Origin of the sequence: Variovorax sp. LjRoot130, assembly GCF_964253755.1 — a bacterium.
Taxonomy (GTDB): Bacteria; Pseudomonadota; Gammaproteobacteria; order Burkholderiales; family Burkholderiaceae_C; genus Variovorax.
Genome location: NZ_CAXURM020000001.1, coordinates 1,383,947 through 1,400,040 on the forward strand (window position 1 = coordinate 1,383,947; position 16,094 = coordinate 1,400,040).

28 protein-coding genes are annotated in these 16,094 nt (G+C 65.6%); 2 read left to right on the plus strand and 26 right to left on the minus strand.

The genetic code is table 11. The features are described from left to right. Window positions 1–167 precede the first annotated feature (167 nt). Window positions 168–1,028, plus strand: coding sequence for an HAD-IIA family hydrolase (locus ACSQ86_RS06935; RefSeq protein WP_436308648.1), 861 nt, complete (start codon window positions 168–170; stop codon window positions 1,026–1,028). Here the strand turns inward: ACSQ86_RS06935 and ACSQ86_RS06940 are convergent. The 3 genes from ACSQ86_RS06940 to ACSQ86_RS06950 all read right to left on the minus strand — a co-directional run bounded on the left by ACSQ86_RS06940 (window position 960) and on the right by ACSQ86_RS06950 (window position 4,992). Continuing rightward, the gene (locus ACSQ86_RS06940; protein WP_436306269.1) at window positions 960–1,793 is read right to left on the minus strand and encodes a MurR/RpiR family transcriptional regulator; all 834 of its coding nucleotides are present in this window, start codon (window positions 1,791–1,793) and stop codon (window positions 960–962) included. The two genes, ACSQ86_RS06935 and ACSQ86_RS06940, sit on opposite strands and share 69 nt — an antisense overlap. Window positions 1,794–1,867: 74 nt before the next feature. Next, window positions 1,868–4,051: a penicillin-binding protein 1C gene (gene pbpC, locus ACSQ86_RS06945; protein WP_436303101.1), complete on the minus strand. Its 2,184-nt coding sequence runs from the start codon at window positions 4,049–4,051 to the stop codon at window positions 1,868–1,870. Between the two features lie 35 nt (window positions 4,052–4,086). Beyond that, window positions 4,087–4,992 carry a polysaccharide deacetylase family protein gene (locus ACSQ86_RS06950; RefSeq protein ID WP_436308649.1) on the minus strand — a complete coding sequence of 302 codons (906 nt, stop codon included), beginning with the start codon at window positions 4,990–4,992 and terminating at the stop codon, window positions 4,087–4,089. Between the two features lie 245 nt (window positions 4,993–5,237). Here ACSQ86_RS06950 and ACSQ86_RS06955 point away from each other — a divergent pair, with 245 nt between their 5' ends. After that, window positions 5,238–5,462: a hypothetical protein gene (locus tag ACSQ86_RS06955; RefSeq protein ID WP_436292566.1), complete on the plus strand. Its 225-nt coding sequence runs from the start codon at window positions 5,238–5,240 to the stop codon at window positions 5,460–5,462. 11 nt (window positions 5,463–5,473) lie between these two features. Here the strand turns inward: ACSQ86_RS06955 and ACSQ86_RS06960 are convergent, their stop codons facing one another. The 23 genes from ACSQ86_RS06960 to ACSQ86_RS07070 all read right to left on the minus strand — a co-directional run bounded on the left by ACSQ86_RS06960 (window position 5,474) and on the right by ACSQ86_RS07070 (window position 16,091). Next, window positions 5,474–5,743 (minus strand): hypothetical protein, encoded by a 270-nt coding sequence (locus ACSQ86_RS06960; protein ID WP_093106785.1) that lies wholly within the window; start codon window positions 5,741–5,743, stop codon window positions 5,474–5,476. Window positions 5,744–5,775: 32 nt separating this feature from the next. Further along, window positions 5,776–6,189, minus strand: coding sequence for a GFA family protein (locus tag ACSQ86_RS06965; protein WP_436303103.1), 414 nt, complete (start codon window positions 6,187–6,189; stop codon window positions 5,776–5,778). Between the two features lie 23 nt (window positions 6,190–6,212). Beyond that, window positions 6,213–6,482 (minus strand): hypothetical protein, encoded by a 270-nt coding sequence (locus ACSQ86_RS06970; RefSeq protein ID WP_436303104.1) that lies wholly within the window; start codon window positions 6,480–6,482, stop codon window positions 6,213–6,215. Between the two features lie 10 nt (window positions 6,483–6,492). After that, window positions 6,493–6,792: an antibiotic biosynthesis monooxygenase family protein gene (locus tag ACSQ86_RS06975; RefSeq protein ID WP_093106780.1), complete on the minus strand. Its 300-nt coding sequence runs from the start codon at window positions 6,790–6,792 to the stop codon at window positions 6,493–6,495. Between the two features lie 24 nt (window positions 6,793–6,816). Further along, window positions 6,817–7,275: a hypothetical protein gene (locus ACSQ86_RS06980; protein ID WP_436303105.1), complete on the minus strand. Its 459-nt coding sequence runs from the start codon at window positions 7,273–7,275 to the stop codon at window positions 6,817–6,819. Between the two features lie 7 nt (window positions 7,276–7,282). Then, window positions 7,283–7,549 carry a hypothetical protein gene (locus ACSQ86_RS06985; protein ID WP_436303107.1) on the minus strand — a complete coding sequence of 89 codons (267 nt, stop codon included), beginning with the start codon at window positions 7,547–7,549 and terminating at the stop codon, window positions 7,283–7,285. Beyond that, window positions 7,549–7,998 (minus strand): GNAT family N-acetyltransferase, encoded by a 450-nt coding sequence (locus tag ACSQ86_RS06990; protein ID WP_093106772.1) that lies wholly within the window; start codon window positions 7,996–7,998, stop codon window positions 7,549–7,551. The genes ACSQ86_RS06985 and ACSQ86_RS06990 overlap by 1 nt, the downstream gene beginning before the upstream one ends. A 12-nt stretch (window positions 7,999–8,010) precedes the next feature. Then, on the minus strand, window positions 8,011–8,430 hold the full coding sequence (locus ACSQ86_RS06995) for a PaaI family thioesterase (protein WP_436308650.1): 420 nt from the start codon (window positions 8,428–8,430) through the stop codon (window positions 8,011–8,013). Then, window positions 8,427–9,065 (minus strand): DJ-1/PfpI family protein, encoded by a 639-nt coding sequence (locus ACSQ86_RS07000; RefSeq protein ID WP_436303109.1) that lies wholly within the window; start codon window positions 9,063–9,065, stop codon window positions 8,427–8,429. Before ACSQ86_RS07000 ends, ACSQ86_RS06995 begins: the two co-directional genes overlap by 4 nt. Continuing rightward, window positions 9,062–9,361 (minus strand): DUF2277 domain-containing protein, encoded by a 300-nt coding sequence (locus ACSQ86_RS07005; RefSeq protein ID WP_436303110.1) that lies wholly within the window; start codon window positions 9,359–9,361, stop codon window positions 9,062–9,064. The genes ACSQ86_RS07000 and ACSQ86_RS07005 overlap by 4 nt, the downstream gene beginning before the upstream one ends. Window positions 9,362–9,389: 28 nt before the next feature. Then, a complete protein-coding gene (locus tag ACSQ86_RS07010; protein WP_436303111.1) occupies window positions 9,390–9,803 on the minus strand; it encodes a DUF3574 domain-containing protein in 414 nt (137 codons plus the stop codon). Window positions 9,804–9,816: 13 nt separating this feature from the next. Beyond that, the gene (locus ACSQ86_RS07015; protein ID WP_436303112.1) at window positions 9,817–10,302 is read right to left on the minus strand and encodes a DUF3592 domain-containing protein; all 486 of its coding nucleotides are present in this window, start codon (window positions 10,300–10,302) and stop codon (window positions 9,817–9,819) included. After that, a complete protein-coding gene (locus ACSQ86_RS07020; RefSeq protein WP_436303113.1) occupies window positions 10,283–10,657 on the minus strand; it encodes a DUF4406 domain-containing protein in 375 nt (124 codons plus the stop codon). The genes ACSQ86_RS07015 and ACSQ86_RS07020 overlap by 20 nt, the downstream gene beginning before the upstream one ends. Next, a complete protein-coding gene (locus ACSQ86_RS07025; protein ID WP_436308651.1) occupies window positions 10,654–11,436 on the minus strand; it encodes a class I SAM-dependent methyltransferase in 783 nt (260 codons plus the stop codon). The genes ACSQ86_RS07020 and ACSQ86_RS07025 overlap by 4 nt, the downstream gene beginning before the upstream one ends. Before the next feature lie 14 nt (window positions 11,437–11,450). Next, entirely contained in the window at window positions 11,451–12,002 is a 552-nt protein-coding gene (locus ACSQ86_RS07030; protein WP_436308652.1) for a DUF2867 domain-containing protein, read from the minus strand. A gap of 18 nt (window positions 12,003–12,020) precedes the next feature. Further along, window positions 12,021–12,392: a cupin domain-containing protein gene (locus ACSQ86_RS07035; protein ID WP_436308653.1), complete on the minus strand. Its 372-nt coding sequence runs from the start codon at window positions 12,390–12,392 to the stop codon at window positions 12,021–12,023. A 23-nt stretch (window positions 12,393–12,415) separates the two neighbouring features. Beyond that, window positions 12,416–12,919: a DinB family protein gene (locus tag ACSQ86_RS07040; protein WP_436308654.1), complete on the minus strand. Its 504-nt coding sequence runs from the start codon at window positions 12,917–12,919 to the stop codon at window positions 12,416–12,418. Between the two features lie 29 nt (window positions 12,920–12,948). After that, on the minus strand, window positions 12,949–13,338 hold the full coding sequence (locus ACSQ86_RS07045) for a RidA family protein (RefSeq protein WP_436303119.1): 390 nt from the start codon (window positions 13,336–13,338) through the stop codon (window positions 12,949–12,951). 63 nt (window positions 13,339–13,401) lie between these two features. Next, window positions 13,402–13,836 (minus strand): GFA family protein, encoded by a 435-nt coding sequence (locus ACSQ86_RS07050; RefSeq protein WP_436308655.1) that lies wholly within the window; start codon window positions 13,834–13,836, stop codon window positions 13,402–13,404. A gap of 69 nt (window positions 13,837–13,905) precedes the next feature. After that, on the minus strand, window positions 13,906–14,301 hold the full coding sequence (locus tag ACSQ86_RS07055; protein ID WP_436308656.1) for a hypothetical protein: 396 nt from the start codon (window positions 14,299–14,301) through the stop codon (window positions 13,906–13,908). A 72-nt stretch (window positions 14,302–14,373) separates the two neighbouring features. After that, on the minus strand, window positions 14,374–15,114 hold the full coding sequence (locus tag ACSQ86_RS07060) for a phytanoyl-CoA dioxygenase family protein (RefSeq protein ID WP_436308657.1): 741 nt from the start codon (window positions 15,112–15,114) through the stop codon (window positions 14,374–14,376). Further along, window positions 15,114–15,419 carry a DUF1330 domain-containing protein gene (locus ACSQ86_RS07065; RefSeq protein WP_093106734.1) on the minus strand — a complete coding sequence of 102 codons (306 nt, stop codon included), beginning with the start codon at window positions 15,417–15,419 and terminating at the stop codon, window positions 15,114–15,116. The genes ACSQ86_RS07060 and ACSQ86_RS07065 overlap by 1 nt, the downstream gene beginning before the upstream one ends. A 93-nt stretch (window positions 15,420–15,512) precedes the next feature. Continuing rightward, on the minus strand, window positions 15,513–16,091 hold the full coding sequence (locus tag ACSQ86_RS07070) for a GNAT family N-acetyltransferase (protein ID WP_436308658.1): 579 nt from the start codon (window positions 16,089–16,091) through the stop codon (window positions 15,513–15,515). Window positions 16,092–16,094 lie beyond the last annotated feature (3 nt).

Below are 16,094 nucleotides of genomic sequence, written 5' to 3' on the forward strand. Positions count from 1 at the left end.
GGATTCCTTGCTGTGTATTGAGGTGGCTTGTCCTCGAGGAGCTTAGGAAGCGGACGTGACAGGAAAATGAATTTAGCTCAATGAACTTTTGATAAGTTACTGAGCTCCATTCAATACAATCCGCAAGCCGTGCACCGCATGGCCGGTACGCCTGGAAACCCGAGAACATGAGCTTTGAAAGCACGAGCAGTGGCAACCACACGCACATCGAGACCGCAGCCGAGCGCCTCGCGCAGGCCCGCCACCTCATCGCCGACCTCGACGGCACGCTGATCCGCGAAGACGAGCCGGTCCCCGGTGCTGCGGAGCTGCTGGCGCAGTTCCGCGACCGTTACGTCATCGTCTCCAACAACTCCACCCACACGGCCGGTGGCGTCGCGCGCCGGCTCGCGCGCATGGGGCTCAAGGTCGCGCCCGAGCGTATCGTGCTGGCCGGCGAAGAGACGGTCGCGTTCATGAACAGGGAGCATCCGCACGCGCGCATTCTTCCGATGGCGAGCGCCGCGCTGCAGCGTCATGCACTCTCAAGCGGATGCATGCTCGTCAGGACCGATGCCGAGTTCGTGCTGCTCGGCCTCGATCCGCACTTCAACAGCGCGCGCCTCGACCTCGTCGCCAACCAGCTGCACCGCGGTGCGCGGCTGGTGGTGACCAACGGCGACGACAACCATCCCGGGCCCGGCGGCAGCCTGGTGCCCGAGACCGGCGCGCTGCTGGCTGTCGTGGTCGCGGCCAGCGGCGTGCAGCCCTGGCGCGTGATCGGCAAGCCCGGTCCGCTGCTGTTCGAGGAGGGCCTGCGCCGGCTCGGTGCGGCGCCGGCCACGACGCTCGTGATCGGCGACAACCCGGCTACCGATGCGCTCGGAGCCGCGCGGCTGGGCTTGGACTGCCTGCTGGTCGGCGCCGCGCCCGGCGCCGATGCACCCACGCTGGCCGCGCTGCTGCGCGCGCGGGCAGCCTCAGTAGCGCTTGAGCGAAAGCACGTCGAAGGTCTGGCGCAAGGTCTTCACCGAGCGGTCGTAGTCTGAGAGCGCGAGGCAGGCGATCAGCGCGTCGATGATCGCCAGCTGCGCCAACCGGCTGGTCATGGCCTCGGTGCGAAAGCTGGTCTCGCGCGCCATGGTGAAGAGCAGCACGTCGCAGAAGGCCTGGATCGGCGACTTGCCGAAGTTGGTGATGCAGATGGTGGAGGCGCCGGCCTCCTTGGCCAGGCGCGTGGCCGTCACCGTCTCGTGCGTGCTGCCCGAATGCGAGATCGTGACCACCGCGACCTCGGGCCCGGTGAGCGAGGCGCTGATGGCCTGCACGTGCGAGTCGACCACCACCTTGACGTCGAGGCCGATGCGCAGCATCCGGTAGTGCGCGTCTTCGGCGATGGTGGCCGCGCTGCCGATGCCGTAGATCTCGATGCGCCTGGCCTTCTTGATCAGCTTGACCGCCTTCTCCATCGACTTGACGTCCAGTGCGGCCTGGGTGTCGTGCAGGGTCTGCACGTTGCTCTGGAAGATCTTGCGGATGGTGGTGTCGACCTTGTCGCTGGGCTCCAGGTCTTCGTGGATGAACTGTACCGGCCGCACGATCTCCTGCGCCAGCGCGATCTTGATCTGCTGGAAGCCGGTGGCCCCGAGGTTCTTGCAGAAGCCCACGATGCTGCCCTCGCTGGAGCCGGTGCGCTCGGCCACCTCGCTGACCGACATGTGGACCACTTCCTGCGGGTTCTTGACGATGAAGTCGGCGATGCGCTGCCCGACCGGCCCGAGCGAGGGCCAGAGCGTCTCGATGCGTGCCAGCACGGCCGAGATCTGGCCGTTCGGGGCCGCGGCCTTGGCCGGCTTTCGGGGGGACTGCTGCTTCATGGGCGCCGAGCTTACTTGGCCGCCAGCCGCTTCACGCCGGCGCCGCGCACTTCGAGCTTGACCTGGTCGAGCACCTGGCCGCGCGCATCGAGCAACTCCACCACGTGCCGGCCCGGCCAGGGCAGCCACTGTGCGCTGCTGCCGCGCGCGAAGAGCTTGCCGTCGATGCGCCACTGCAGGCCACGGCCCTCGGCTTCGAAGCGCACGCGCTGGTGACGCGGCGGGATGTCGGGGTCGAGCGCGATGATGGTGCCGTCCGAAGGCGCGGTGATGCGCGGCGCCGACTCGGCCGCGGCGCCAGGGATGGCGAACAGCGGCTGCTCGGTGCCCGCGATGAACCATTCGTCGCGCGCTGCTTCGAGCTCGTCGCCGAAGCGCACGCGCGAGCGCACCAGGCCGGGCGGCGGCGCGGGCGCGCGGCTGGCTTCGTTGCGATGCAGAAAGCCCATCAGCTCGGCCCACACGGGCGCCGCGCCGCTGGTGCCGCTCACATCCCACATCGGCGCGCCGCTCGCATTGCCGACCCACACGCCGACCGTGTAGCGCTCGGACCAGCCGATGGCCCAGTTGTCGCGCATGTCCTTGCTGGTGCCGGTCTTCACCGCGCTCCAGAAGCGCGTGCCGAGCACGCTGTCGAGGCCGAAGGTGCGCGCACGCGCGTTGGCATCGCTGAGGATGTCGCCGATGATGAAGCACGCGCGCTCATCGAGCGCGCGCCGGTCACTCCCTCTCCCGCTGGCGGGAGAGGGCCGGGGTGAGGGTGGTGCCTGAAGCAAGAACCGCGTCTCCCCAACCCTCCCCCCATTCGCCAGCGTCCGATACGCATTCGTCAACCCCAGCAGCGACACCTCCGCACTCCCCAGCGCCAGGCTGTAGCCGTAGTAGTCCCCGTTCTGCGCCAGCGGCAAGCCCACTGCGCGCAGCTGGCGCGCAAAGGAGGCCGGCGACACCATCACCAGCGTGCGCACGGCCGGCACGTTGAGCGAGGCCGCCAGCGCGGTGCGCACCGACACATGGCCCTTGAACTGGCGGTCGTAGTTCTGCGGGATGTAGAGGCCGCTCGCGGTGCTGATCTGCGCCGAGGAGTCGTCGAGCAGCGAGGCCGCCGTGAGCCGCCGTTCGGCAATGGCCTGCGCATAGAGCAGCGGCTTGAGCGTGGAGCCCGGCTGGCGCTGCGCGAGCACGCCGTCGACTTCGGCCGCGCGGCTCAGCTCGCCCGAGGAGCCGACCCAGGCCAGCACCTCGCCGCTCGCGTTGTCGAGCACCACCAGCGCGCCGTCCTCGACATTGCGGCCGCGCAGCTCGCGCAGGTGGCGTTGCAGCGTGGTAAGTGCAAAGCGCTGCAAGGGCGCGCGCAGCGTCGTGCGGATCCCGTCTTGCTCCCTCTCCCTCTGGGAGAGGGTTGGGGTGAGGGCGCGGCGCGCCAGATGCGGTGCGATTCCTTCGCTCGCCTCGAATGCCTTGCGCTGCAAAGCCGCGCTCGCAAACATATCCAGCGCCTCGCAATCCACCTTGGTGCCCGCTTCCATCGCCCGCAACACCTCGCAGGCGCGCTGCGCCACCAGCGCCGGCTTCGCATTGGGTGCGCGCACCAGCGCCGCCGCCATCGCCGCCTCGCGCGCGTCGAGCCCGTGCGGCGCCTTGCCGAACAACGTGCGCGAGAGCGCGTCGATGCCGACGATCTCGCCGCGGAAGGGCACGGTGTTGAGGTAGGCCTCCAGGATCTGGTCCTTGCGCCAGTTGCGCTCCAACTGCTGCGCCGCCACGGTCTGCCCGAGCTTCTGCGTGAGATTGCGCCCGCCGCTGCCGCGCCGCAGATCGTCGTCGAGCAGGCCCGCGAGCTGCATCGTGATGGTCGATGCGCCGCGCGTGCGCGTGTTCCACGCATTGCCCCAGGCCGCGGCCGAGACCGCGCGCCAGTCGACGCCGCTGTGCGCGTAGAAGCGCTTGTCCTCGCTCAGCACCATGGCCGTGCGCAGGGCCGGCGACACCTCGGCCAGCGCGATCCACTGGCCGCGGCGCACCTGCGGGTCGGTGCGCACGCGCTGCAGCAGCTCGCCGTTGCGGTCGAGCACCCGCGTGTCCGAGGGGCGGAACTCGCGCCGCACTTCGTCGAAGCTGGCAAGTGCCTGCGCCTCGCCGGCGAGGGTGGCAAGCAGTGTCAGCGCCAGCAGGGCGGCTCGGGTGCGTGGCATGGGGCCGCTAGCTTGCCACAGCCAGCCACCTCGGCCTAGCCGGCGGCCACCTGCTGCACGTGCGTGCAGATCGCGCCCGGCGTGGTGAACCAGACCTCGCCCCGGTCGCGCATGCGCGCCAGGTGCGACAGCGCGCGGCGCAGGTGCCGCAGCCGGTAGGGCTGCCCGACGATGTAGGGGTGCAGCGCGACGCCCATCACCAGCGGCTGCCGGCGCGACTGTTCGAGCATCTCGTCGGCGTTGTCGATGATCATCTGCGCGAAGTCCTTGGCGTCCATCTGGCGCGCGACGATCATCGGGATGTCGTTGAGCTCCTGCGGGTAGGGCACCGACCACAGCGTGCGGTCGCCGCGCGTGCGCATGGGCACCGGCTGGTCGTCGTGGCACCAGTTGAGCGTGTAGCCGTAGCCGGCTTCGACCAGCAGGTCGGGCGTGAGTCGGCTTTCCGAAATCCACGGCGAAAGCCAGCCCACCGGCGCCCGGCCGCTTTCCTCGCGCATGCGTGCGCGGCACTGCGCGAGCAGGGCGGCTTCGGCGCTTTCATCCATGTCGGCCTGGCGCTCGGAATTGGTATGACCGTGGCCGATGAGCTCGTCGCCGCGCGCGACCGAGGCCGCCACGAGTTCGGGACAGTGGTCATAGAGAGCGGTGTTCAGCAGCGTGCTCGATGCGAGGCCCAGGCTGTCGAAGAGTTCGAGGCAGCGCCACGCGCCCACGCGGTTGCCGTATTCGCGCCACGCGTAGTTGAGCACGTCGGGATGCGGCGCCGCAGGACCGATGCAGGCCCCCATGCCTTCGCCGAAGGCGAAGTGCTCGAGGTTGAAGCCGATATAGACCGCGAGCCGCGCGCCATTCGGCCACGCATGGTCGACACGGCGCGTGATGGGCAGGTAGTCGAAGCGGCCGTGCGCGGGCAGCGGGCCGGGGTAGCGGGTGGTCATCGATGCCTCCGGGTTGCTTTTCGAAGCGCCGCAAGTTGCATGCCGATGCATGAAAGCGGTCTGGGCCTACTCGCGAACAGGTGCCCGCGCCGGTTGCGGCAGCGCGGCGTACTGAGCATCTTGGATGGGCACATCCGGTAACCAGCTTCACGCAAAGGCGAAGGGCGGATACCGGCCGGACACCGGCGCAGCCGATGATGGCTTCGTCGGGTCTACCCGATCGACCGAAACTCAAGGAGAACCAAATGAAAACACTGCTCGCACTGCTCGTTGCATCCGCCACCCTGGCCGGCTGCGTGGCCGTCCCCTACGACAGCGGCCGCCCGCCGCCGCGCTATCACGGCGCGCCGGGACAGGGCTACGGCGACAGGGACCGCGACGGCATACCCAACCGCTACGACCGCGATCGCGATGGAGACGGTGTGCCGAATCGCTACGACAGCCGGCCGGGGAATCCGTACCGCTATTGATCGATCGTCGATCAAGACCTCAGCAGGCTGTGAAGCTCCTGGATTGAACGCTTGGGGTGAATTCCAGGCGGCAGGTGAGGGGCGACTTGCTTCGCGAAGAACTGATCCGCCTCCGCTTTCGATTGCCACACTTCAATGATTCGCCAGCCCCCTTCGATGGGATGCGCTGTGTGAAGCACGAACCCCGGCGCCTGCTTGAGACCGTCGGAGAGTGCGCTGAACATGCCTTCGTAACCCTGCCGGGTTTGGCCTTGGACTTCTGCGGTAACCAGGACTGTCATGATTGCTCTCCTTCTTGACGCAGGGATACTGCCTACTCCGTGGGCGGAAACGCCGGATAGCGGGGCAGGGGGTCGGCGAAGTGCACCCAGGGCAGGCGCTTCGACTCCCAGTAGTGGAGCGTGGGCGGCACCCGGCCGGGGTCGTCCAGGCTCCCGATCGTGATGTCGATGAGCCCCGGAATGTAGTCCGCGGTGAAGCTGATCTGCGTGCCGCAGCGCGCGCAGAAACCGCGGCGCGCACCCGGCGAGGACTCGTAGAGGGCCGGCCCGTTGTCGGGAAAAACCACCTGCGATTCCTGGTACATCGCCCAGGCCACGGCCGGCGCCGCGTTCGCGCGCCGGCACATCGAGCAATGGCACAGCGCCGCCATCACCGGATCGCCCGTGATGCGGTAGCGAACCGAGCCGCATTGGCAGCCGCCTTCGAGAACAGAGGGGTTTGGCACGAAGTCTCCTTTTCTTGCAGATGTCAGTCTCGGCAGGGTTCGCTGCTACGGGGCGCTTGCGGAAGCTGTTTGTCCAGCGATTCGCGGTAGCGCAGGCAGCCCCGGAGGAACTGTGGCCAGTCGGGCACGACAGGGACCGGATCCGAGCGCTCGGGCAGCAGCGCCCACAAGGCCGGGTGATGCCAGCACAGCTCGTGGCCCGTGCTGTCGCGATGTTCGCGGATGCCATGGCGCAACTTCTTCACTTCGGCGACCAGCTGGTCGCGCGACATGTTGTCCAGATCGGTGTCCATGCCGCCTCCTTCACAACACCACTTCGTAGTGGCGAGCGCTTCGGTCGTACTCCACCATCATGTCCTGTACTTTCCGGGGAACGACAGCCGTCTCCGCATCCTCGCCCGCGAAACCGTGGATCGCCTCGAGAGATGCCCACTGGGTGACGACCAGGAACTCCACACCCAGCGCCTGGGAGCGACGCAATATCGATGCGCTGATGAATCCGGGCATCGTGTTCAGCGCCGGAAAGGTCTCGATGCGCAGATGCTCGACATAGGCATCTGCCTGGGCCGGCTTCGCCAAGCCTCGCCAGTGACGCGAAATCATGAGTGGACCTCCATGGTGCGCGCCTCAACCTGAGGTGCACGAGTGAGCCAGCTCCCTGAGTGTTTGAACCTGCCAAGTGTGCTCGGCTTCGAAGGCCGTCGGGTCGTTGACCGCATAGCCGCCATAGGCATAGACCGAGGCATAGGCAGCATAGCCCGCCGCTTCGAGAGCCTGCCCGGCAAGTGCCTTGGCCACGGCGTAGGTCGCGGAGACTGCCGCATGGGCCGAGCCGTCGATCGAGTTGGAGCCGCGATGGCTGTTGGCCACGGCCGCGGTCTCCTGCGCGGCCTGGAGCAGCGCGGCCCGATCCGACCGGCCTTCGACAAAGGCCGCCAGAACCGAGACGCCGCCGATCGCTCTGGGGTCTTCGAGCAGGTGCTGTACGCGGCGAACACAGGCAAGACCGAAGGCGAGGCGAAGCGGCTCGTGCTGCTGCGCATCGATGCCGAGTTCGGCCGCGAGTCGTGAGAGTTCCTGGCTCATGGCAGTCTCAAAGGACTTTCCACTTGAGGAGCACGGCGGCGACCGCCGGCAGGCCGAAGATCAGCAGAAAGATCGGCAGCTCCTCGGCCACCGAATAGCCGGCCTTCGCCACCCCGATCCACATGTTGACCGCGGCGATCACGAACCAGAGCGCCACGAAGGCAATGGTCGCCGTGCGCATGGCATCCGCGAGGCCGTTGGACAGGAGCTTTGCCGCTCCCAGGCATGCCGCAAGAAGCACGAACCCTCCGACGATGAAGATCAGCGTGCGCATCAAGGTCCTTTCTGGTTCAACGGAAAAGCGTAAAGGACGAACGGCTCCGGATCTTCGATGGCGCCCGCCGCCGCGTACAGGCCGCGAGCCGCCTCGTTGTCCGGCTCCGTGGCAACCCAGGCTTCGGTGCAGCCCAGCGCCCTGGCGCGCGAAAGCAATGCCGCGACCAGCCGGCGGCCGATGCCCCGGCGTTGGTGGCTGGGCGCGACGCCGACCTCGTTGATGAAGAGCTGCGCACGCTGGTCGGGGTGGATGTAGTGGACGCCGGAAGCCATGCCCACGACCTGCTCGCCATCCAGCGCGACCGCCAGATGGTGCCGCGGATCGTTCAGAAACTCCTCGGCGAGCTTCGACTGCACATCGAAGTCGAACACGTCCGGCGCAACGTTCGCAAGCACCTCGGCCTCTTCGGGACCCAGCAATCTCACGACGACGGATGCGCCTTTCATGAAGCTCTGCCGCTAGGCATCCATGACCAGCTGCGTCTGCGTGACAACGGCGCACAGCTTGCCTTCGGCGGAGCGGATCGTCGTCTGCCACACCATGGTGGTCCGCCCGCGGTGGAGGGCGAGGCATTCGCCCGTGATCGTCGTGTTCGCGCGCGCGCCGCCGATGAACCTGGTGCTGGAGTCCGTGGTCGTCGTTCGCTTGCCCTGCGGCATGTTGATGAAGGTACCGACCGCACCGAGCGTGTCGGCGAAGGCCATGTAGGCCCCGCCATGCAGGATGCCGCCGGTGGTGCAGAGATCGGGCCGCACGGCGAGCTCGGCCACCACGCGCTCCGCTTCGAGCGCGACGATGCGCACGCCCATCAGGCCAGGGAACAGCGGGTTCAGGATCTGCTGGACGGCTTCGACGGAGGGGAGCGGCTGGGCTGTCATGGGTCGGCTCTCGTGTTCTTGATGTAGGCCGGTGCCTGCGCATGATTCTCGTAGCCGCCGTACCTGGTGGAAGAGGGGTAATACTCCGCGCCGAACTGCACCTTGCCGGCAGCCTCTTCACCGGCTTCGCTGGCAATGAAGGCGAGCATCAGATCGGTACCGGCGGAAACGCCCGCCGACGTCCAGACCTTGCCGTCCTGCACGTAGCGCTGCTCAAGCACCTCGACATCGCCGAGCGCGCGCAGGCGCTCCAGCGAGCCCCAGTGCGTCGTTGCCTTCCTGCCCGAGAGCAGGCCGGCCGCGTGCAGCACGAAGGCGCCGGTGCAGACCGACATCACCGCTCTGCAGTTCTTTGCCTGGTGGGCGACGAAGTCGACGAACACGGGGTTGTTGACTTCCCGGCGCGTGCCCTGACCCCCTGGAACGAGCAGGTAGTCCAGCGCGGGGCAATCGGCGAAGGACACATGCGGGTTGATCGACAGGCCCTTCGCGCAAGTGACGGGCCCGGGCGATTGGCTCACGATGAGGCAGTTCTGCGGGCCGTCGGCATGCCGGCTCCACATGGTGAGCATTTCCCACGGACCCACGAAGTCGAGCTCCTCGACTTGCTCGAAGACCAGGATGCCGAAGTTCATGAAGCTTCCTTCGAGGGCCGGTATGGCTGCGCCCCGAATCGGTTCGCCGACCTGGCGCGCGCTCGTTCGGCCTCGATCTCGCGGTCGCGCGGGTCGGCGGTGGTGACCAGCGACTCGATCAGAACGCGGGCCGCGGTCGCGACGTCTTCCACCGCGCGGTCGAAAGCCTCCTGATTGAGCCTGGACGGGCTGTTGAAGCCGCTGAGCTTGCGCACGAACTGCAGGGACGCAGCCCGTATTTCATCTTCCGTCGCGGGAGGTTCGAAGTTGAACAGCGTCTTGATGTTTCTGCACATGGTCGCTCCATGAGTTCGGTCTTCAAGTCTAGAAGGATACGCAGGCCATTGCTTTGACGCGCAGCACGGCCTCCTGCTGGAACTGCGCCTTGTACGCCGCGACGAGTTCCTGCACGGCGCTCTCGTTGGCCGTGTCGTCGGGATGAATGAGCTGGAGCACCTGCGACGCCTCTTGAACGATCGCGCCATCGGCGCCGCGCCACTGCCCTGACGCGGGCGACACGGTCAGGCCCTGCGGAAAGCGCGGCGTGACGGTGCCTTTCAGGAACTCGGCCCATTCCGCGGGCGTCACCACGCCGCCGCGGGGTTTGCCGGTACCGAAGAACAGCGAATCGTGGACGAGCGCCTGCTCTCCGCTTGCGCAGCCGGTGCCGTGCATCGGCGCACATGCGGTGAGCATGGCCGCCAGTACAGTGATAAGCGCGAAGCGGTCGAGGGACATCACGCCCCGCGTTTTAGCGCGTCTCTTTTCGTTTGCGCAAGCCGTAGGCCAAAAAGCCAAGCCCCAGAGCTGCGATGGGAAGCAGGTACAGCAGCACGCCGAGCCGGGGTTTGCTTCTGTCGATCACGGCCTGCGTGGGATCGGCTTTGTCCACATACACATGCACCGAGCTTCCCACCGGGAAGCGCGCCACGACCGCCTCCACCGAAGCGGCATCGCGCCATCCGTCGCCGGCAAAGAAGTAGCGATCGCTCTGGTACGCCTTACCGCCCACGTTGTAGCGGTAGACGATGCGCGGCGAGAAGGATTCGCCATGCGTGGCCGCCGTGCTGCCGCTGGATCGAACCGAGGCCTCGACGACCGTTGCGCCGACGGGGATGAAGGAGGAATGCGCTTGCGACTGCCGCACGTAGGAACCGAGCGCGGCGTAGATGAAATAGAAGGCCGCGATCAGGATGACGAGACCACCCACGGCGATGTCATAGCGGCGTGTGGGCACCGGGTATTTCCTCGAGCGCGTAGTACACGGCCTTTCCGTGCTGCTTGGCGAAGGCCACCATCTCGTCGGCGCCCGCAGACGCACCGCCGATGCGCAGGCAGCCATCGCACTGGGCGACCAGCCTGCGCGAGATGGGGTGGAAGATCTCGTTGAACACGGCATCTCCAATGCGCTTGGAGCCCGCGTGCTCGATGAGCGGAAGCGCGAACCACTCGCCCATGACGGGCAGGTGGCCGGCGCGGAACAACTGGAGCGAGGCTTCGGTCATCGCCGCGACGTTCCGGGCGATGAGCAAAGGGTCGTCGTTCGTGCCGGAACGGTAGGGGCCGGCGACCAGGATCATCTGGGGGTTCACTCTTCACTCCTGTTGGGCAGGCGGTTCTGCTCGGTGGCTTTGGTTCCGATCACGAGGGGCTGATAGAAAGCCCCATCGACACGCTTGACGTCCTGAAAGCCGGCTTTGTGCATCAGCTCGCAGAGCTTGTCGATGGAAACGGCGTAGTACTTCGACCGCATGGCGTATGTCTCGACTTCCAGAGTGGAGAGATCTTCCTCGATGAAGAAGAAGCTCAGGTCGTAGTGCTCGCCCACGAAGTCCCAGACTTGGAACAGCAGATAGCGCTTGCCGTTCTCGGCGCGAACGCCATAGGGCTTGACGAGATTCTTGCCTCGCGCTTCCAGCGCATAGTCTCTGACGGAAATGATGCATCCACCACCCGTGCGCAGGCAAGCGATCATCTGCCGGAACGCAAGCAGAAGATCATCGTCGGTGAGCAGGTGCGGCACGGAGTTGTCGCACGAGATGACCAGGTCGAAGCGCGAGCCGTGAAGAGCGTGCGCCTCGCGCATGTCGCCCACCGAGAAATCGATATCGATCTTCCTGGCGCGCGCTTCATGTCTTGCTCGCTCGATCTCCTTGGCGGACAGGTCCGAGCCGGTCACCGAATAGCCCCGCTGTGCGAGCGCGATGGCTTGGGTCCCGATCCCGCAGGACACGTCCAGCACGCTTCCGCAGCCCGGCCATTCGGACTCGATGAGCCTGGAGAGCTGATCGCCTTGTCGACGAACGCTGGCATCCCAGTCCTGGTAGATCAGGTGATAGAAGGGAGCGAGTTCGTCGTAGAAGTCCGTCATGTGCGGGCTACCCCTCACTCGGTTCGCGAAAGAGCCGGCCACCCGGCACGAGCGGCTCTGCGCATGATGGACTGAACCACCAATCGATGGAAGGGTGCGATGAGCCGGATGTACGTGCGCCCCAGGAGGTTGTGGCAATGCACGACGGTGGACACGACCAGGTAGGGCGCGCTTTCCGTGGCGACGGTCCGCGTCTGGTGCAACACCGACACCCGGAAGTCCAGGTGCTTGTCGTCTTCGCCCAGCAGGATTTCGTGCGTGCCCTTCTCATAGATCTTGAAGATGGAGATGCGGTCGTTGCGCGACCTGGAAGAAGGGCTTTTCAGGTGCCCCGAGGTCTTGAGGCCGAACCCGGCAACGAGCGTGTCACGGATTCGCATCAGGCCTGCTACCCACGGCGCTTGCTGGGAGAAGAGAAAACGCGCAAGCAGCTCGGGATCGGTGATCGCATCCTTCGGCAGGCGGACCGCGTAGGCGTCGGCCAGGTCCGTCGTCGCATACACGCGAGCGACGCGTGATTCGCCGGGAAGTGCCACGCAGGCTACAGACCAATCTTCGTCATGCATGGGGAGTGATTCGGTCGCTCACACGGGACGCAACTGCTCGTCGAGAGAGCGGGTCTTCTCGGTCACGACATCGCCCGTATGCAGCGTCGACTTGCGCTCGATCAGCATGAGGTGGCATTCCTCTTCGGCCACCGGGTTGTGGCGTACGCCCTTCGGAACGACGAACATCTCGCCTTCGCGGAGCTCGACCGGGCCGCTTTCCATTTCGATGCGCAAGTGACCCTTGAGCACGAGGAAGAGCTCGTCCTCGTTCTCATGGCTGTGCCAGGCCAGCGAGCCGCGAACCTTGGCGACCTTGATGTAGGCGTCGTCGACCTCCGCGACGACGCGCGGCGACCAGAACTCGGTGAGCGAAGCAGCGACCTGCTTGGGGGAGGCGACATTCGGCATGGATTCTTTCTGTGGGGTGAGCGTCAACTGGCGTGAACACGCGAGGCTTCGATCTTTCCAAGCAGCCATTGCAGCCCCGCCAGATGCTGCTGGTCATGGCTGCAAAGATAGTGCACCAGGCTGCGCAGCGACAGCGGGCCGTAGCCTTCGAACACTGCAGTGCGATCGAACTGTTCGTCGGTCAGATCGGTGATGAGCGCGAGGGTCTTCGTGCGTGCCTCCCTGAAAGAGGCGAAGACGGCGGCCGTGTCGGCCGTGGCGTAGGAGCGCGACTTGGCAAGCTCCTCGCTTTCGATGGATGCGAGCAAGGGGTTGGACTCATTCAGCGTGCGCTGGAAGCGCACGTGATAGCCCTCGATCTCGATGTCGCGCACATGGCAGACCTGCTCGATGGCGGTGAATGCTTCGCTGGGCACGCCATCCCAGGACGGCGGTGCCCAGTGCTTGAACGCCGCCGGAATGGCGGCGTAGTGCGCCTCCAGCTGTTGTGGGAAGCTTTCGAGTGCGTGGAGCGTGATGGGGTTCATGAGAATTGCGTGAGCTGCGACTGCCGGCCTCAGGCTTGTGAACGCTTCCGGGCCGTGACTTCGATCTCGATCTTCATGCGCGGGTCCGCCAGCCCGGCAGAGATCATCATCGCCGCCGGGCGCACCTCGCCGAAGTACTTGCGCAGCACCGGCCAGCATGATTCGAACTCGGCGCCGTTCGGCAGCACGTAGGTGACACGCACCACGTCCTTCATGTTCGCATCGGCCCGCTGCAGCGCGGACTCGATGTTCTTCAGGCACTGCTCGGCCTGCTCGACCACGCTGTCCGAGATGGTCATCGTTGCGTAGTCGAAGCCCGTGGTGCCTGAAACAAACACCCAGTCGCCATCGACGACGGCGCGCGAGTAGCCGATCTGCTCTTCGAAGGTGGAACCGGAGCTGATGAGTTTTCGGGTCATGGGGTATCCATCGAGGTGAAGTGGAGGAAAAGATCGAAGGCAGGCGTTCTTATCGAAAGAAGTTCAGGCATCTTGTGGCTCGACACCTGACTCTCCTCCGAACTGAGGCAAGGCATCGTTGATGGTGTGCCATGCTGCCTTGTGGCTGACGAAGTAGTGAGCGAAGGGTTTGGCCGGTAGCTCGCCCTCGATAGCGCCCGCGGGAACGCCAACTACATTGGAGAAGCGAGCATCGCTGGTGTAGACGTGCGAGCCGCAGACCTTGCAAAAGTGGCGCGTGACATTCTCGGTGGCCTGGAAGACAGAAAGAGAAGCCTGCCCTGAGAAGCTGAGTGCTTCCTTGGCGAAACTCACCCAGGTGGTGAACGCGGCGCCGCTCAAACGACGGCACTGCCCGCAATGGCATTGGACGACGCTTCGTGGTGTGCCCCCACAGCGGAACCGGACTGCTCCGCAGAAGCAGCCGCCGGTTGCGACGATGGGTGCGGGTGCTTTCATGAGGGGTGTGAAGAAAGCGCCGAAGGGTTGACGCAAGCGGCGCCGCTGGGCGTCTGCTTGATTGACGTGTTAGATGCCTGTTGCATTCCGCAGCCGTTCGATTTCCCCCGCAGCGATGTCTCGGTGAAATGCTGACTCCTCGAGGGTGATGTACTCCTGGAAGGTTACGACAGCGCTCTCGAGATCTCCGGCGAGCTCATACTCCGATGCCTGGAACATGTACCGCGTCAGCAGGCGGTTCGACTCAGAGTGTTCGCTGGGTTGTTTGAGGTACTCCGGCATGAGCTCCGGCGCGACTGCGTAGACCCGTTGTCGTAGCTCGCTGATCTCCGCCAAGGCCTCGCCAACCCGTTCGATGTTCTCTCGCACCGGTGCGAGTTTTGCGTCGCGAATCTCGCTCGCCGCATGATCGAGCAAGGTGGCAGCCACCGACAACAGACGATGAATGGATTCAGGCGTTGCCACGATTGATGCACCTAGCGATCGAGGAGAGCGGCCCGACCCGGATCGCCGAGACAGGTCCGCCTGTTGGAAAGGTTAGACCGCATACTGCCACCGCAGACCATGCGGGAGTGAACGCGGGCCGAAGACGAAGTGTAGGACGCGACGGCGGCTCTTGCCTGCGGCCTTGGACGACGCGTGCAACAGCAGGGGGCGCATGACGAGGGCCGCTCCTTGCTCGGCTTGGCACCTCATCTCTGTGGCTGCGTTGCGGGTGAGAACGGCAACGTTGGGCTCAATGCGGCCGTGAAGATGCGAACCAGGGACAACACGAAGAGGGCCGTCATCCGCTGTACAGGCGTCAAGATGGACGCGCACGGCGACCAATTCCTCCAGGAGGTCGACAGGCGCTTGAACGAAGAGCGATCCCTCCTTTTCCGACCAGCCGCGAAGGCTTGGTTCGTCGACCCGATCAGCGACGGGAATGCTGAGATCCTGGTGTATGGGCACCAGCCAGTTGTGTGCGAGGGACTTCTCGAAGTACGTGCATTGGACGGCAACATGCTCTGTCGGAACCAGCAAGGATGGAGCCATGTGCTGGCGAAGGCGCCGCGCCAGCGAGGCGCACCACGACTGCGGCAGCAGGCAACGCGTGCCGCCTGAGGGCGTGCTGAGTTGCAAGTGGGCAGAGATGGATTCGCATTCTTCTGCCCGTATCACGTCCGGGACGAGCGAGAAGCCTTCGGCCGCGAACGAATCGGCCTGCGAACGGAAACCGATCGGACAAGGTGATTCGCTGAAACGACAGGTTGGCCGGGTCACATGCGGCCCTGGCATCAAGACGGTTGCGGACCGTCGTAGCCCTCGATGATGACCAGGTCGATGGTGGAAACAGGCACACGCAACTTGAGCGCTTCCTGATACTCGGCCGACTTCCAGCAGTCGAGGGCAGCCTGGTACGACGGGAACTCGATCACGACGTTGCGCGTGCGGCTGGTGCCCTCGGGATTCTCGAAGCGGCCGGCGCGCACGAGGAAGTGCGCCCCGAACATCTTGAAAGGCTTTGCATTGGCTTCGACGTAAGCCTTGTAGGCCTCCGTGTCGGCGACGTCGACCCGGGCGATCCAGTATCCCTTTGGCATTTGCGTTCCCCTTCGATCGCAGGAATTCTTGCTCAATTGCCGGGAGGCCGGCAACTCAACGCGGAAACTTGAGGCACCTGAGACGTTGACGGCTCAAGTGGGCTTGAGGCGCACGACGGGCCGCTGCGGCTTGCGGCGCGCAACTTCCTTGAAGCCCACGCGGTCGTACATCGACTTGGCACCGAACCACATCTGATCGTCATTGGCCCGGCCGGGTTTGTCCACGGGGTAGGCCTCGAGCAGCTTGGCGCCCTGTTTCCTGGCGTAGGCAATGGCTCCGTCGAGGAGCGCCTGCGCCACGCCCTGGCCGCGACGCTCGGATGGCACAACGAAACAGATGATCGACCAGACGGGCCGGTCGTCGACCGCCTTCATCACGGGTGAGCGCTTGAGCCTGGCATATTCCTCGCGTGGGCCGAGCGATACCCAGCCGACCGGGACTTTGCCGCGATAGCCGATGAGGCCTGGTGGCGTGCCGGCGTCCACGAGTTCTTTCAGGTCCGCGCGATCGGCGTGAGCACGCGTTGTCCCTGAGGGCAAGGCTCCGTGAGCGCCGCTTCGGCGGTAGTGCATGCACCAGCACCCACGAGCCACCGAGCACCCCTTGGCATTGAACAGCGCTTCGAGGTCAGGCCAGCGCTCGGGCGTGAGGGGCAGGACTGTGAGCTTCATGGG